The organism is Kribbella ginsengisoli, assembly GCF_039537185.1.
Lineage (GTDB): Bacteria > Actinomycetota > Actinomycetes > Propionibacteriales > Kribbellaceae > Kribbella > Kribbella koreensis.
The window spans coordinates 39142-53159 of record NZ_BAABAA010000007.1 but is presented as its reverse complement, the minus strand read 5'-3'; the positions used below and the strand labels follow the sequence as shown (position 1 = coordinate 53159).

16 protein-coding genes are annotated in these 14018 nt (G+C 68.4%); 9 read left to right on the top strand and 7 right to left on the bottom strand.

The window, feature by feature from the left end; all coding sequences use genetic code 11:
* Position 1: 1 nt before the first annotated feature.
* From ABD768_RS23695 to ABD768_RS23675, 5 genes are all read left to right on the top strand, one after another.
* Complete coding sequence (locus ABD768_RS23695; protein ID WP_425558448.1) at positions 2-1153, top strand: VWA domain-containing protein; 1152 nt, start codon at positions 2-4, stop codon at positions 1151-1153.
* Positions 1154-1176: 23 nt separating this feature from the next.
* Positions 1177-2022, top strand: a complete 846-nt coding sequence (locus tag ABD768_RS23690; protein ID WP_344844124.1) for a methionyl-tRNA formyltransferase — start codon at positions 1177-1179, stop codon at positions 2020-2022.
* Entirely contained in the window at positions 2019-2459 is a 441-nt protein-coding gene (locus ABD768_RS23685; protein WP_344844121.1) for a GNAT family N-acetyltransferase, read from the top strand. The genes ABD768_RS23690 and ABD768_RS23685 overlap by 4 nt, the downstream gene beginning before the upstream one ends.
* Before the next feature lie 92 nt (positions 2460-2551).
* Positions 2552-2830 carry a hypothetical protein gene (locus ABD768_RS23680; protein WP_343970580.1) on the top strand — a complete coding sequence of 93 codons (279 nt, stop codon included), beginning with the start codon at positions 2552-2554 and terminating at the stop codon, positions 2828-2830.
* Complete coding sequence (locus ABD768_RS23675) at positions 2830-3807, top strand: NADPH:quinone reductase (protein ID WP_344844119.1); 978 nt, start codon at positions 2830-2832, stop codon at positions 3805-3807. The genes ABD768_RS23680 and ABD768_RS23675 overlap by 1 nt, the downstream gene beginning before the upstream one ends.
* Here the strand turns inward: ABD768_RS23675 and ABD768_RS23670 are convergent, their stop codons facing one another.
* Positions 3808-4437 carry a hypothetical protein gene (locus ABD768_RS23670; protein ID WP_344844116.1) on the bottom strand — a complete coding sequence of 210 codons (630 nt, stop codon included), beginning with the start codon at positions 4435-4437 and terminating at the stop codon, positions 3808-3810.
* 141 nt (positions 4438-4578) lie between these two features.
* Positions 4579-5208 (bottom strand): hypothetical protein, encoded by a 630-nt coding sequence (locus tag ABD768_RS23665; protein ID WP_343970572.1) that lies wholly within the window; start codon positions 5206-5208, stop codon positions 4579-4581.
* A gap of 126 nt (positions 5209-5334) precedes the next feature.
* Between ABD768_RS23665 and ABD768_RS23660 the strand changes: the two genes are divergently transcribed.
* Positions 5335-5916, top strand: a complete 582-nt coding sequence (locus ABD768_RS23660) for a TIGR03086 family metal-binding protein (RefSeq protein WP_344844113.1) — start codon at positions 5335-5337, stop codon at positions 5914-5916.
* A 21-nt stretch (positions 5917-5937) separates the two neighbouring features.
* Here the strand turns inward: ABD768_RS23660 and ABD768_RS23655 are convergent, their stop codons facing one another.
* Together ABD768_RS23655 and ABD768_RS23650 are read right to left on the bottom strand one after the other, a co-directional pair.
* Positions 5938-7119 (bottom strand): hypothetical protein, encoded by a 1182-nt coding sequence (locus tag ABD768_RS23655; protein ID WP_344845296.1) that lies wholly within the window; start codon positions 7117-7119, stop codon positions 5938-5940.
* A complete protein-coding gene (locus tag ABD768_RS23650) occupies positions 7103-8152 on the bottom strand; it encodes a glycosyltransferase family 2 protein (protein WP_344844110.1) in 1050 nt (349 codons plus the stop codon). Before ABD768_RS23650 ends, ABD768_RS23655 begins: the two co-directional genes overlap by 17 nt.
* A 103-nt stretch (positions 8153-8255) precedes the next feature.
* On the opposite strand from ABD768_RS23650, the gene ABD768_RS23645 reads away from it, so the two are divergent.
* From ABD768_RS23645 to aceB, 3 genes are read left to right on the top strand one after another with little or no spacing between them, the layout of a single operon-like run.
* Positions 8256-8819 carry a TetR/AcrR family transcriptional regulator gene (locus ABD768_RS23645; protein WP_344844107.1) on the top strand — a complete coding sequence of 188 codons (564 nt, stop codon included), beginning with the start codon at positions 8256-8258 and terminating at the stop codon, positions 8817-8819.
* A gap of 28 nt (positions 8820-8847) precedes the next feature.
* Positions 8848-9714 carry an LLM class F420-dependent oxidoreductase gene (locus ABD768_RS23640; RefSeq protein ID WP_344844105.1) on the top strand — a complete coding sequence of 289 codons (867 nt, stop codon included), beginning with the start codon at positions 8848-8850 and terminating at the stop codon, positions 9712-9714.
* Between the two features lie 10 nt (positions 9715-9724).
* Positions 9725-11290, top strand: a complete 1566-nt coding sequence (gene aceB / locus ABD768_RS23635; protein WP_344844103.1) for a malate synthase A — start codon at positions 9725-9727, stop codon at positions 11288-11290.
* On the opposite strand, the gene ABD768_RS23630 is transcribed toward aceB, so the two are convergent.
* Genes ABD768_RS23630 through ABD768_RS23620 form a run of 3 tightly spaced genes read right to left on the bottom strand, consistent with a single transcriptional unit; the run spans position 11272 to position 14004 of the window.
* Positions 11272-11649, bottom strand: coding sequence for a cupin domain-containing protein (locus ABD768_RS23630; RefSeq protein ID WP_343970553.1), 378 nt, complete (start codon positions 11647-11649; stop codon positions 11272-11274). The two genes, aceB and ABD768_RS23630, sit on opposite strands and share 19 nt — an antisense overlap.
* 4 nt (positions 11650-11653) lie before the next feature.
* Complete coding sequence (locus tag ABD768_RS23625) at positions 11654-12556, bottom strand: universal stress protein (RefSeq protein WP_344844100.1); 903 nt, start codon at positions 12554-12556, stop codon at positions 11654-11656.
* Complete coding sequence (locus ABD768_RS23620) at positions 12553-14004, bottom strand: amino acid permease (RefSeq protein ID WP_343970547.1); 1452 nt, start codon at positions 14002-14004, stop codon at positions 12553-12555. Before ABD768_RS23620 ends, ABD768_RS23625 begins: the two co-directional genes overlap by 4 nt.
* Positions 14005-14018: the final 14 nt, after the last annotated feature.

Genomic DNA, 14018 nt, shown 5'->3' with positions numbered 1-14018 from the left:
GATGCCGGACGACGAACGCATGCGCCGCTGGCGAATGGTCCTCGGCAGCGAGGCCGATCCGGAGACCGGCTCGGAACTGTCCTCCGCCGACCGCTCCGTCGACGCTGCGCTGGCCGCCCTGTACGACGCCGAACGCGGCGAGCCCGGTACGAAACGGTCAGCCGGCCTCGGCTCGTCAGCGCCGCGCGTCGCCCGCTGGCTGGGTGACATCCGGCAGTACTTCCCGAGCACCGTCGTCCAGGTGATGCAACGCGACGCGGTCGAGCGCCTCGGCATCACCCGGATGCTGATGGAACCCGAGCTGCTCAACGCGGTCGAGCCTGACGTCCACCTGGTCAGCACCCTGCTCGCGCTCAACGAGGTCATGCCCGAGGAGACCAAGCAGACCGCCCGCGAGGTCGTCGGCCGGGTCGTTGCAGAGCTGGAGGCCCGGCTGGCCGAGCGCACCCGGGCAGCGGTGACCGGCGCACTCGATCGCGCGGGGAGGACCGGTCGGCCGCGGCACTCGGACATCGACTGGGACCGGACGATCCGCGCCAACCTCAAGCACTTCTCTCCGACGCTCGGCACGATCGTTCCGGACCGGTTGGTCGGCTACGCCCGACGCAACCACAGCGTGCAGCGGGACGTGGTACTCGCGATCGATCAGTCGGGGTCGATGGCCGAATCCGTCGTCTACGCGAGCCTGTTCGGCGCCGTACTGGGGTCGATGCGTGCCCTGCGCACGAGCCTCGTCGTCTTCGACACGTCCGTCGTCGATCTCACCGAGGAGCTGGACGACCCGGTCGACGTCCTCTTCGGCACCCAGCTCGGCGGCGGCACCGATATCAACCGCGCCGTCGCGTACTGCGAACAGCTCATCACTCGGCCCGGCGAGACGGTGATGGTCCTGATCAGCGACCTGTACGAAGGCGGTATCCGCGAGGAGCTCCTCCGACGCGCCCGCAATCTGGTGGAGTCCGGCGTCCAGCTGATCGCGCTGCTCGCACTGTCGGATTCGGGCACCCCGTCGTACGACGCGGAGAACGCGGCGGCCCTCGCCGACCTCGGCGTACCGACCTTCGCCTGCACTCCCGAGCTCTTCCCCGACCTGATGGCCGCCGCGATCCGCCGTGACGACATCTCCGCCTGGGCAGCCTCGAATATCGATTGAGCCGCAATGATTGACTAGGTCCCATGCGGATCGTGACGATGAACGCGTTCTTGCCCGGCTACCACAACATCGCCGGGTGGGCCGAGGAGAACGGCCACGAGATCGTGCTGGTGGTGACTCCACCCGCCGGCGCCGGCGACCGGTACGACGCGGCTGCGCCGCCGTTCGTGCTCGGATTGCCACCCACCGCGGACGTCCTGATCACCAGCAAGCTCCGGACCGTGGCCGCGCCCGCGATCGCCGCGCTGGAGCCAGACCTCGTCATTTCGGCCGCCTTCCCCCGACTGATCCCGGCCGAGATCCTGAAGATCCCGACGTACGGCGCGGTGAACCTGCACCCGTCGCCGCTTCCGGCCGGGCGCGGGCCGAATCCGGTCCGGCTGGTCTACGAAGGCGCGACGACGGTCGGCGCGACCCTGCATCGGACCGAGGCGGAGTTCGACACCGGCGCGATCCTGAGTCAGCGTGAGCGGCCGCTGCCCGAGGACCTCACCGGCGCGGCGATCTTCCAGGCCTGGCGGGAGATGCTGCGCGAAGTACTGGAAGAAGGCGCGGCGCGGGCGTTCGCGGGGGAGCCGGGAGCGCCACAGGATCCCGAGCTGGCTTCGGAGGCGCCGATGTTCACGCCGGAGGAGCTGGTGCTTCGGTTGAGCGACCCGGGTGCGGCGCTGGTCCGGAAGTCGGCCGCGCTGAACGTGCTCGAGGCCAGGAGCAAGGTGATCGTGGCGGGGACGAAGCAGTCCGTCCGGCGGATCGAGCTGGTGTCGGCCGGTGAGGAGTCGTCGCAGGCCGGCGAGATCATCACGTATCACACGGATGGCTGGACGGTCCGGTCCGGCGATGGAGTGGTCAGGTTGTACACGACATGAAGGTTTCGGAGATCCGGCCGGACGAGTACGACCGGGCGGCCGAGGTGTGGGAGGCGTCCGTCCGGGCGACGCACGACTTCGTCTCCGACGCGGACATCGAGATCTTCCGGCCGTTGGTCCGGAAGGGGTTCGGGCAGATCCAGCATCTGGCCGGCCTGCGGGACGACGAAGGCGTCCTGGTCGGATTCGCCGGCGTGGAGGACGGGAAGCTCGAGATGCTGTTCCTCGATCCGGCGGTCCGCGGCCAGGGCGGCGGCAGGCTTCTGCTACACCACGCCCTGACCGCTTTCGGCGCCCAGACCCTGGACGTCAACGAGCAGAACCCGCAGGCGATCGGCTTCTACCTCCACAACGGCTTCAAGGTGACCGGCCGCTCAGCCCTCGACGGCATGGGCAAGCCGTACCCACTCCTGCACCTGACCTACGCGGCGGACTGAGCACCCCGGGAATATCGGAACATGGCAACTGGTTCGAGATTATAGTAAGGATTGGTGACGATCAGAATTAGTGATCAATGAGAGGGATGACGATGAGCACGATCGAACTGACCCGCTTCAAGGCCGGGCGTGAGGCGGAGCTGCTGGCCGCGCGACCGGAGATGCTGGCCGACTTCGCGGCCGACCGGACCGGCTTCGTCCGGGCCCAGCTGGTCAAGCTGCCCGACGACGAATGGCTCGACATCGTCGAGTGGGAGACCCCTGAGGACTTCGCCGCGTCCCGGGAGAAGGGTGGCAACCTCCCCGGCATCGCCCGCTTCTTCGCGGCGATCGACGCTCTGGTCAGCGCCGAGGAAGGTGTGTCGGTCTGATGCACGCGGCCTGGTACGACGAACAGGGCCCGGCCGCGAAGGTGCTCCAGGTCGGCGAGTTGCCCGATCCGGAGCCTGGCCCGGGGGAGGTCAGAGTCAGCGTCGCCGCGTCGGCGGTGCATGTCGGTGACCTCGGCAAGCGCCAGGGCTGGTGGGGTTCGACGATGACCTACCCGCGGGTGATCCCGCATGGCGACGGCGCAGGCGTCATCGACCGCGTCGGCGCCGGGGTGGACGCGAGTCGCGTCGGTGAGCGGGTCTGGGTCTATCTGGCGCAGTCGTACCGCCCGTTCGGTACTGCGGCCGAGTTCGTGGTCGTCCCCGCCGAGCACGCCGTTGCCATTCCCGCCGAGGTCTCCTTCGAGGACGTCGCGGGCCTCGGCATTCCCGGAATCACCGGCCACCGAGCGGTCTTCGCGGCCGGCCCAGTCGAAGGTCGCACGATTGTGGTGACCGGCGCCCTGGGTGCCGTTGGCCGAGCCGCCCTGGCCGTTGCCAAGCGCGGTGGCGCTCGAACCATCGCCGTCGTACGCCGGAACGCCGACCTCGCCGCCGCGCGCGAACTCGGCGCCACCCACACCGTCGCGGCGGAAGGCGGACTCGTTGCCCAGCTCAACGAGCTGGCCGGCCCGAACGGTGTGGACCTCATCGCGGAGGTCGCCTTCGACACCGGTCTGAGTGCTGATGTCGAGTTGCTGCGCTACGGCGGCACCATCACGACGTACGCGACCCGCGAGACCCAGCCGACCGTGCCGTACTGGGAACTGGCCTTCAAGAACCTGACCGTGCGCTTCCTCAGCAACGACGACTTCCCCGAGGAAGCGAACCGCACGGCGGCGGCCGACCTCACCGACGCCGTCCAGTCCGGCGACTTGCACTACCCGATCGCCGCCCGCCTCCCACTCGACCAGATCGCAACAGCCCACGACCTAGCCGAGACAGTCCCCGCCGGCCACCGAGTACTGATTACGCTCTGATCAACCCGCGAGGGCGACCGTCTGTGTAGCGCGGTTCAGCACTACGCCGAGGGCGCCTGCGTCTTGGGGGCGGCCGCTGACGGTCAACTCCTCTTGGGCGCCGGCGCCGTGGTCCATCGGGTCGGCGTACCGGGTGGCTACCCAGCGGATGCCGCGAGTGGCGTCACGGTAGGTGTAGGTGACCGTAGTGAAGTAGATCCGCGACTTGGTCACCGTGTTGGGCAGGCTGCTGGACTTCACCGACAGGATCTTCAGGCCGGCGGTACCACGCAGCGCCTTCTGCTTGGCCTTGGCCATCGCCGCGGTGCTGCCCGCGTTCGGCAGGTAGCCGTCGATGCGCACCATCCACAGGTTCGACTTGTCGAACCGCGCCTGGTAGCGATCCACCTTCGTCCACGCCCACCCCTTCGGGACCTCCGCGCCCACCTGGCAGGCCCGACCGTCCAGCCCGGCGTCGGAATCGCAGGCCCACGTGTGCATGACGTACTTGAGCTGACTGGAGTGCAGCGGCCCGGGCTGGCTTGCGGCGGCACCGGTCGCCGCGTCGCTCGGCAGCGCTCCGAACAGCACCCCTCCGGCTGCTCCGAGCGCCCCGACGCCTGCGATACCCCGCTTGATCATCTTGTTCATCTCTTCGATCCCCCTTGAGTTGCAGGGCCCCCGTGGACCTGCACCCCTTCTGACGACGCACCAGGGGCAGAGGTTCGCCTCCCCCGCGAACCTCTGCCCCTTGGTGCAAATCAGGCAAGGCTGGTACTGCTGGTACTTCGGTCAGCCGGCCTGGTACGCCGACGTGGTGGCGCGCGCCAGCACCGTGGTCAGCCCGGCCTTGTCCGCGACGGTCCCGCCGACGGTGATCTCGATCCCGGCGGACTTGCCGGTGCCCGAGCGGTCCTGGTAGCGGGTCGCGACCCAGCGGGTGTGCTTGGCCGAGTCGGTGTAGGTGTAGACGATCGTGGAGTACACGATCCCGCCCGAGCGGGCAGTGGCCACACCCTGCACCTTGAGGTTCTTGGTGCCCCTGAGCGCCTTCTGCTTGGCCGCGACGGCCTGCTTGGTGCTCAGGTTGTACGGACCCTCGGCGACGCGGAGGAAGTACGCGCCCTTCTTCGGGGTGAACTGAGCGTCGCTGTGGTTGAGCGAGGTCACGTTCCAGCCCTTCGGCACGACCGCGCCGATGTGGCAGTCCTTGCCGCCGAACCAGTTGCCCTCCTCGCAGAACCAGCGGGCGTTGACGAAGCTCAGGCTGGACGGCTTCAGGCCGGTGGCGTTGCTCGCGGCAACATTGTGCGTGGTCGCCGCGTTGCTCGGCAGCGCGCCGAGCAGCACAGCTCCGGCGGCGCCGACGGCCGCGATCCCTGCGGTGGAAGCGGAAACGGCCAGCTTGATCTTCTTGTTCATGGTCCCCAAACCCCTTTGATCTGTGTCCGCAGCACCCCCTCGGTCCTGCACACACTGAGACGGCACTATTGCCCGAAAGGTTGGCCGGGTGGAGGATTTTCTTTCGGCGACCGATGGAGGCGCGTGATGGGCGAGATCGCGGAGCGGTACCGGCGCCGGGCCGAGGTGTTCGAACAGAAGGTCGCCGGGGTCCGGCCGGAGCAGTGGGCGAACCGGTCGCCGTGTGAGAAGTGGTCGGCACGCGACGTCGTCGATCACGTCGTGGTGATGCACGGCGTCATGCTGAGACCGGTGGGCCGGGCGCTGGACTCCGGGCCCTCGGTGCAGGACGACCCGTTGGCGGCGTTCCGGGCTGCGAGGACTGCGGTCGAGGCGGTGCTGGACGATCCGGCGCTGGCTGCTCAGGAGTGCGAGACGCCGGCCGGGCGGATGACGGCAGCGGATCAGATCGATCAGGTGGTGAGCGACGACCTGGTTCTGCACGGATGGGACCTGGCTCGTGCGACCGGGCAGGACGAGACGATGGATCCGGTCGACGTGGAGCGGTTGTGGGCGAGCAACTCCGCGATTCCGCCCGAGGTGATCGAGCAGTACAGGACTCCGGGCGCCTTCGGGCCCGGGATCGAGGTCTTCGGCCCCGAGATCGCCGTCCCCGAGGATGCGCCACTCCAGGACAGGTTGCTCGGCTACATCGGCCGCCAGCCGTAGGCCCAGAGCGCAGCGCTAGGCCTAGAGCGGTAGGCGCGGTGCGGCGTAGTAGCTGTCTGGGGTGGACGCCCTGGGCAAGGTGTCGAGAGCAGACGCGAGGCCGTCCGGGGTGGGGACTAGAACGGAGTCGCCGCGAGCGATGGTGGGGTCCAGGTACTCGTGGCCGGGCAGGTTGGCCACAGCCGTCCGGCAGCCGAGCACCATGCCCTCGAAGAGAGCAGTGGTGGAGACGCCCACCTGGTAGGTGGCAGCCGCCAGCAGGGTCAGCGTGTTGCCAGCGGACATGCGGACACCAGCAGGCAGGACATAGTCCGTACTGCGCTCGCTCGGGTGCAGGTGGAAGGCCACGTCCAGGTCCGGCCGCGCAGTGGCCAGCGAGGCCGCATAGGAGAGCAGTGCCGGGCCGGTCGTGCCCTGCGAGAGGAAGACGACCAGGCGCGGGTCCTTGGCCGCCAGCTCGGTCGCCGACAGTGGGGAGATGAAGGAGGCGCCGGCAACCTCGGCCTTCATCCGAGCGGGCAGCTCGGCGACGTCGGTCCAGTAGGAGCCGAAGCACCAGAGCTCGTCGGGCTGGTCAGCCACGTCGGGCCGGCCGGGGTAGCTGTAGCCGAGGTGGTACGGGCTGATGGCGCCGTGCTGGAGCTCGACGACCCGGATGCCGAGGTCGCGAGCGGCTCCGACGATGTGCTGGTGGAAGTACGCGACCACGACGTACACGGTCTTGATCCGGCGGCGCTTGAGCAGCGTGCGATACACCGCGCGCAGCCGACTGTGTTTCGGCACCTCGCGAGCGACCAGGGCGGCGACCGGGACCTTGACGCCCGTCTCGCTCTCCAGCGCGGAGGCGATCTCGGCGCAGCGGGCATGCACCCGCCGGCTTCGAACGGCACCAGAAGCCGAGGTGAAGAAGTCGAGGTTGACGCTTCCCGGCAGCGGGGTCCCGTTGATCCCCGAGTCCAGCACCAGCGCCGAGCCGCCCAGCGTTGAGCGCAAGGAGTCGGTGTAGATCTCGATGCCGCCGGGTTTGCGCGGGTGGGGGACCACCAGAGCGTCGTACGAGCCGCGGGCCAGGAACGGATTGCGGGTGACGGTGCCGGCGACGTGCTTGCCGACGAGCCGGACCTGGTCGGCGCGCGTCCGGCGTACCGGGTGGGGGTCGCCGTGCAGGCCGCTGCGGCGGGTCAGCTCATGGAAGATGCGCATCCGGATGATCGGCCACGGTCGTACGCCGTCGATCTCCCAGGTCAGCAGGTCCAGCTCCCGCTCCACCTTCCAGATCGCCTGGCAAACCGTCGTGACCGTCAGGATGGTGCCGCTCCCGGTACTCGTCATGGTTGATCCCTACTATTCCCGCGAGGCTGCCGATGCCGGAGAAGAACCGGCGGACGGCCTTCAGCAGGAACGCCTTCCGGAACAGCAGCAGACCGCCGAGGCCGAACCCCAGGGCCGACACGATCCGGGCCAAAGAATAGGCCAGGACCAGGACGTAGCCGCGCACGCCCGGCCGGATCAGCAACCGGCTGATGGTGTCGCCGCTGCCGGAGCGGAAGGCGCGGCGGACCAGCCAGGACAGGGTCGTCCGGGACGGTGGCACATGCTCGTGGATCTGGGCTTCCTCGCACCAGACGATCCGGTATCCGGCGCGGTGCACGCGGAGGAAGAAGTGCAGGTCGCTGGAGCCGGTGTAGCGGAATGCGGGATGGAAGCTGGGCGTCACCGAGTGGTAGACGTGCTGGGCGACCAGGGTGTTGTTCGTGTACGCCTTGTTCCGCGGATCGCCGCTCTGATGCCGGCCGGTGGAGTCGTGGACGTCGCTGTGCCGATTCCAGGCGGGTGCGCCGGGCGGCAGGATGCCCCGGACCGGCCCGGTGACCACGTCGGCGCCGGTCGAGCGCCAGGCGCGCAGCAGGGTGGCGAGCCAGCCGGCCGGCGCGACCTCGTCGTCGTCGACGAAGATCAGCGCGTCGTCGTCCCAGGCGAGCAGGACCGACTTCTCCCGGGCGAACGGGATTCCGGGCTCCGGCTCCATCGCGGCCTCGACCGGATAGCGGCCGTCCTTGGCCGCTCGCTCGATCACTTCGGTGGCGCTGCCCTCGTCGTCGTTGTCGACGACGATGATCCGGACGGTGTAGTCCTCTTCTTCCGGAAGTTCCTGGGCGAGCAGGCTGTCGAGCAGCGCTGCCAGCAGAGCGGGTCGCCGAAAGGTGATGACGGCGATCGCGACCCTGGTGCCCATGCCGCCAGACAATATCTGTACATGGCCCTGCCGCGTGAGGTCGGCCGTGTTGGGAAACCTGCTGGTAACAGCAGCTGTACCTACGCGTGGGTACAGTGGCGAGGTGGAAGCAGCGGAACGGTTGATCCGGAGCACGCAGGAATTGCTCTGGGAACGGGGCTATGTCGGCACCAGTCCGAAGGCGATCCAGCTCGCCGCGGAGGCCGGTCAGGGCAGCATGTACCACCACTTCAGCGGCAAGGCCGAGCTCGCCAGAGCAGCCATCGAGCGGTCCGGCGCGGAGCTGCGCGCGGCCGCCGAGGAGCAGTTCGCCGGCACCGGCACGGCGACCGAGCGGATCACGAACTATCTGGAGCGGGACCGCGAGGTCCTCAAGGGCTGCCGGATGGGCCGGCTGACCGCCGATCCGGACGTCATCGCCGATCCGGTACTCCGTGCGCCGGTCGCCGAGACCTTCACCTGGATCCGCGCCCGGCTTGCCGAGATCGTTGCTGAAGGCAAGGAATCTGGCGAGTATCCGGCCGGCCTGGATCCGGACCGGACCGCCGCCACCATCGCGGCCGTACTGCAGGGCGGCTATGTGCTGGCCCGGGCCGACGGATCGGACGAACCGTTCGAGCTCGCCGTCGCCGGCCTCGTCGACCTTCTCGAAGGAGTTGCCTCATGACCGTCGCACTGCTCGAAGGGATCGTCCAGTGAGGATCGGAGCGATCTTTCCGCAGCTGGAGATCGGCGCCGATCCGGCCGTTGTCCGGGAGTGGACCGAGACCGTCGAGGCGGCCGGCTACACGCATGCGCTCGCCTACGACCATGTGCTCGGGGCTGACCCGGCCAATCGGCCGGGCTGGACGGGTTACACGGACAAGTCGCTGTTCCATGAGGTCTTCGTGCTCTTCGGGTACATGGCGGCCATCACGACGACGCTGGAGCTCGTCACCGGCGTACTGGTTCTGCCGCAACGCCAGACGGCGCTGGCCGCGAAGCAGGCTGCCGAGGTCGATGTGCTGAGCGGTGGGCGACTGCGGCTGGGCGTCGGTATCGGGTGGAACGCGGTCGAGTACGAGGCGCTCGGGGTGCCTTTCGAGCGGCGTGGTGCGCGGTTGACCGAGCAGGTCGAGTTGTTGCGCAAGCTCTGGGCCGAGCCGGTCATTTCGGCTGAGGGCCGGCACGAGAAGGTGGTCGAGGCCGGGCTCAACCCGTTGCCGCCGCGCCGGCGCATCCCGGTCTGGTTCGGCGGCGGAGCGGACGCGGTACTACGCCGTACCGGCCGGATCGGTGACGGTTGGATGCCGCAGAGCCCGCCGACCGCTGAGGCGCGGCGACAGGTCGAGCTGGTCAGGTCAGCTGCGGTCGAGGCCGGCCGTGATCCGGCGGAGATCGGGTTCGAGGCGCGGCTGACGCTGGGGGCGGTACCGGAGAAGGAGTGGCCTGATTTCGTCGAGGGATGGCGGGAGCTGGGGGCGACGCATCTCGGGGTGAATACGATGAACATGGGTCTCGGGAAACCCGAGGAGCATGCCGCCGTACTACGAGACGTCCTGCCGCTACTGCAGGACCGATAGGAGTCCAGCTGTGTCAGTCGACGTCATCGGGCCGATGGGTGAGCGGTACGACGAGATCCTGAGCGAGCGGGCGCTGGAGCTGATCGGGCTCCTGCACCGGGAGCTGAACCCGCGCCGGCTGGAGTTGCTGGAGCGGCGGCAGACGCGGCAGGAAGAGATCGCGGCCGGTGGGTCGCTCGGGTTCCTGGAGGAGACGAAGGCTGTCCGGGAGGACCCGTCGTGGCGAGTGGCGGACGCCGCTCCCGGGCTGGTGGACCGGCGGGTGGAGATCACCGGGCCGACCGACCGGAAGATGACGATCAACGCGCTGAACTCGGGCGCGAAGGTCTGGCTGGCCGACCAGGAGGACGCGAACACGCCGACCTGGGAGAACGTGGTCGGCGGGCAGCTCAACCTGCTCGACGCCATCAGCCGCAAGATCGACTTCAGCACCGCGACCAAGTCCTATGCGTTGAAGCCCGACGACGAGCTGGCGACGATCGTGGTCCGGCCGCGCGGCTGGCATCTGCCGGAGAAGCACCTGCTGGTCGACGGCGAGCGGACCTCGGGGTCTTTGGTGGACTTCGCGCTATACCTCGTGGCCTGTGGACAACTGCAGCTCGATCGTGGCGCCGGGCCGTACTACTACCTGCCGAAGATGGAGTCGCACCTCGAGGCGCGGCTGTGGAACGACGCTTTCGTCCTCGCGCAGGACTTCCTCGGACTGCCACGCGGCACGATCCGCGCGACCGTGCTGATCGAGACGTACCCGGCGGCCTTCGAGATGGAAGAGATCCTGTACGAGCTGCGCGAGCACTCGGCCGGGCTGAACGCGGGGCGCTGGGACTTCATGTTCTCGGTGATCAAGACGTACCGGACCCGTGGCGCCGACTTCCAGCTGCCGGACCGCAACTCGGTGACGATGACGGTGCCGTTCATGCGGGCGTACACCGAGCTTCTCGTCCGTACCTGTCACAAGCGCGGCGCGCACGCGATCGGCGGGATGGCGGCGTTCATCCCGAGCAAGGATCCGGCGGTCAACGAGCAGGCGTTCGCGAAGGTCGAGGCGGACAAGACGCGCGAAGCCGGCGACGGGTTCGACGGGTCGTGGGTAGCGCACCCGGGCATGGTCGAGACGTGCAAGGCGGTCTTCAGTTCGGTGCTGGGTGACCGGCCGAACCAGCTCGACGTACTGCGTGAGGACGTGCACGTGACCGCCCAGCAGCTGCTGGATGTCGCCTCGACTCCTGGCTCGGTGACCGAGGCCGGTCTGCGGAACAACATCAGCGTGGCGATCCAGTACCTCGCCGCCTGGCTCGAAGGCACCGGCGCGGTCGGCATCTTCAACCTGATGGAAGACGCCGCCACCGCCGAGATCTCGCGCTCCCAGATCTGGCAGTGGCGTCAGAACAACGTCGTCCTCGACACCGGCGCCACGGTCACCACCGACCTCGTCACCAAGCTCGCCGACGAGGAGATCGCCAAGCTCGAGGACCCGGCCCGTTTCGCCACGGCTCGCGAGACCTTCCTCGCGGTGGCTCTGGACGACGAGTACATCGACTTCCTGACGCTGCCCGCCTACGAACGCTTCAAGTAGTCCTCGACGTTCACCGTCGGAATGCCGCCACCCGCGCGGGCGATCACAGCGACGGACACCTCGTCGGTGGGATTGCTCTCGCGGTGGATGGTGAACGCCGGGACGTAGATGAAGTCCCCGGCCTCGGCGTCCAGATAGCCGTCGCCGCCGTCGAACTCCAGCCGGAGGATGCCCGATACGACGTACAGGCTGGTCTCGTTGCGGTCGTGGTGATGCCATCCGGAGACGGCGCCGGGCTGGGTCTCGACCCGGCCGGCCCACAGGATCGGCAGCTCGAACGCCTTCTTGCGGAGCATCCCGCTGGTCGGGTCAGTCGCCACCAGGTCGACTTCCCGGATCACACGCACAGGCTCGGTCATGGAATCAGTCTGACCACGTATAGGTCCCGGCCGGTACTACGAGAGCCGGTACCGGCGTGTGGCGGAGGATCTTGGTGGCCGTCGAGCCGAGGAAGACCCGGGCGAGCTGGCCGAGCCGGCTGGAGCCGAGGACGAGGATGTCGTTGGGGGACCAGGGGATCGCGGTGAGTGCGCCGGGCCAGCCCTGGCCTCGGGCTACTACTGTCTCGACGGCGGTGACGCCGTGGTTCTTGCAGAATTCGAGGGCGTCTTCATGGAGTTCGACTGCCTGCTCGGCCCATTGGGCGGCGACCATGTCCTCGGCGTCGAGGCCGACCTCGGGTGGGTACATCGTGTTGGCGCGGGGGACGAAGGTGGCGACCCGGAGGTGGCCGTCGTAGCGCTTGACCAGGGAGCAGGCCGCGGCGAGCGCTTCGCGGGATCGGTCGGTACCGGCGTACGCGCAGGTCAACGAGCCGAAGGTGGCCAGGGGGTCGCCGCCATAGCCCTGTGGAGCGAGCAGGATCGGTACCGGGGATGAGTGCAGCAGGCGCGAGCTGACGCTGCCGACGAGGAGCGAACCCTGGGTGGCGGCTCGCGCGGAACCCAGGACGAGTAGGTCGACATCGGACTCCTCGGCGACGCGGACCAGCCCGTCGGCGACGGAGTTGGAGGCGATCCGGCGGAACTCCAGGCCGTCGGGGTAGCCGGGCGACAGGGTCTCGACCGCTGTGCGTCGGGCCTGGTCGGCGACGGAGTCGAGCCATTGGCGGTATTCGAGATCGACTCGTTCGGTGCCGGGTTCGGAGGTGGGCGGTAGGACGGCGACCACCAGCAGTTCGGCTCCCGTAGTACGGCGTAGTGTCGCGCCGAGTTCGAGAGCCTCGGGAGTGTCGTCGCCGCCGCGGTACGCGACTACGGCCTTCACAGTTCACCTGCCTCGGTGTCGTGGAGGACGGAATGCTTGTGGCTGTAGAGGAAGTAGACCGACAGCGCCAGGATCAGCCAGATCCCGACCGAGATCCAGGTGACGGCGGCGATCGTGCTCGCGGCGTAAGCGCAGGAGATGATCGACAGGATCGGGATCACCGGGCCGAACGGCACCCGGAAGCCGCGCTTGAGGTCGGGCCGCGTCCGGCGCAGAACGATCACGGTCGCCGACACGACCATGAACGCGGCCAGCGTGCCGATGCTGACCAGGTCGAACAGCTTGTCGATCGGTACCACCGCGGCCAGCACCGCGATGAAGGCGCTGGTGACGAGCACGTTCTTGTTCGGCGACAAGGTGTTGCTGTTCACCTCTTTGAACAATGGCGGCAGCATCCCGTCGCGACCCATCGCGAACAGGATCCGGGTCTGGCCGTAGACGGTGATCAGGGTGACCGAGAAGATCGAGATGACCGCGCCCGCCGCGATGATGATGCCGGGCAGCGCGACCCCGGTGACGTCGTTGAGGATCGCCTCCAGGCCGGCGTCCTGACCCTCGAACTTCGCGGTCGGCTGGGCGCTGACGGCGGCGAAGGCGACCAGCAGGTAGAAGACCGTCACGATCGCGACCGCGCCGAAGACCGCCCGCGGGATGGTCCGGCCGGGGTTCTTGACCTCCTCGCCCGCGGTGCTGACGGCATCGATGCCGAGGAAGGTGAAGAAGATCGCCGGGATAGCGGCCGAGATCCCGCTGATCCCCTCGGGCGCGAACGGCGTCAGGTTGCCGGACTTGAAGCCGGTCAGGGCCAGTACGACGAACAGCGCCAGCACCGCCAGCTTGATGACGACCATGATCGCGTTGGCCCGCGCCGACTCCTTCGCGCCGCGCAGCAGCAACAGGCAGCACAGGCCGACCAGGACGACGGCGGGCAGGTTGATGACGCCGGGACCTTCGGCGAGCAGCCCGGAGCTCAGTGACTCGGGGATCCGGAAGCCGAAAACGTCGTCCAGCAAGGCGTTGAAGTACTCCGCCCAGCCGACCGAGGTGGCGGCGCCGGCCACGCCGTACTCGAGGATCAGGCACCAGCCGACGATGTACGCGGGCAGCTCACCCAGTGAGGCGAACGAGTACGAGTACGCCGAACCCGACACCGGGATCGTCGAGGCGACCTCCGCGTAGCACAGCGCGGTCATCGCCGCGATGATGCCGACGAGCAGGAAGGTGATCATCACGGCCGGGCCGGCCTTGGGCACGGTGACCGCGAGGACGAAGAAGATACCGGTACCGATGGTCGCGCCGACGCCGAACATCATCAGCTGGAACGTGGTCATCGACCGCTCGAGATGCTCCGACCCGTGCTCACCCCGGCTCGCGGCGAGCATCTGGTCGATGCTCTTCTTGCGCAGCAGCGGGTGCGACGGTGACGGCGGGCGAGTGGCTCTGCTCATGGTGGCCTCCGACC